Source organism: Parafrankia sp. FMc2 (assembly GCF_041008525.1).
Taxonomy (GTDB): Bacteria; Actinomycetota; Actinomycetes; order Frankiales; family Frankiaceae; genus Parafrankia.
Map to the genome: position 1 here is coordinate 1 of NZ_JBFLUG010000485.1, position 691 is coordinate 691.

At 66.6% G+C, this 691-nt stretch carries 2 pseudogenes; both read right to left on the reverse strand.

Annotated features, from left to right (window positions below):
• A pseudogene (locus AB1460_RS38510) lies at window positions 1-138 on the reverse strand (IS630 family transposase); the annotation flags it as partial.
• Window positions 139-203: 65 nt separating this feature from the next.
• Window positions 204-392, reverse strand: a pseudogene (locus tag AB1460_RS38065) (sensor domain-containing protein); the annotation flags it as partial.
• Window positions 393-691: the final 299 nt, after the last annotated feature.

A 691-nucleotide genomic window follows, 5' to 3' on the forward strand; every position in this document is an offset into this window, starting at 1 on the left:
TTTCGGGGTGACTTTGAATTCCCGGGACACCTCCGCTCGTGTCGCGCCCTCCTCGAAACGGCCGGCCGCGGCCATCCGGACCCGTTCCCTTTCCACCTGCTCGGCGGGCGTCAACCCGCCACCCGTCCCATACCTCATGTAAAAGGTTTACCCACTCGCCAGCAGCCGTCACCAGACATAGTGACACCACATATTAATCATCAGTAGCCGTAGTAGGCGAGCATCCAGCGCAGGTCGGTGTGCGTGCCCGGATCCCGGGTCGCCGTGCGCAGCCGCTCGCGCAGCGGCCCCGTGAGCGGCACGTACGCCTCGGGGATCTCCCGGCCTGTCCACGCAGCGACCTGGCGCCGTTTGGCCCCGGCTATCCGACGCACCAGCAGCACCGTCTCCGGCGGCACTGTTGCATCCGGCGGGGCCGGGAGATCTTGACCGAAAATCTTCCTGTTGGAGGACGCCGGATCCGGTCGCTGGAGCAGCGTCAACCTGCCGACCGAGCCCTACGAAGGCTCAGCTACGGGAAGATCTGCGGTCAAGATCGACTGGAGTCGCCGGATGCAACAGTGCCGTCACCGTAGCTGGGTCGGCCGGACGGGTCAGCTACGCCTGCTCGTCCGATCATCGATGCCACGGTGAGTGCCCCTCGCGGACGGCAACGTGGCCGGGCCGTCGCGGGCCCATCAGGCACGTGTCA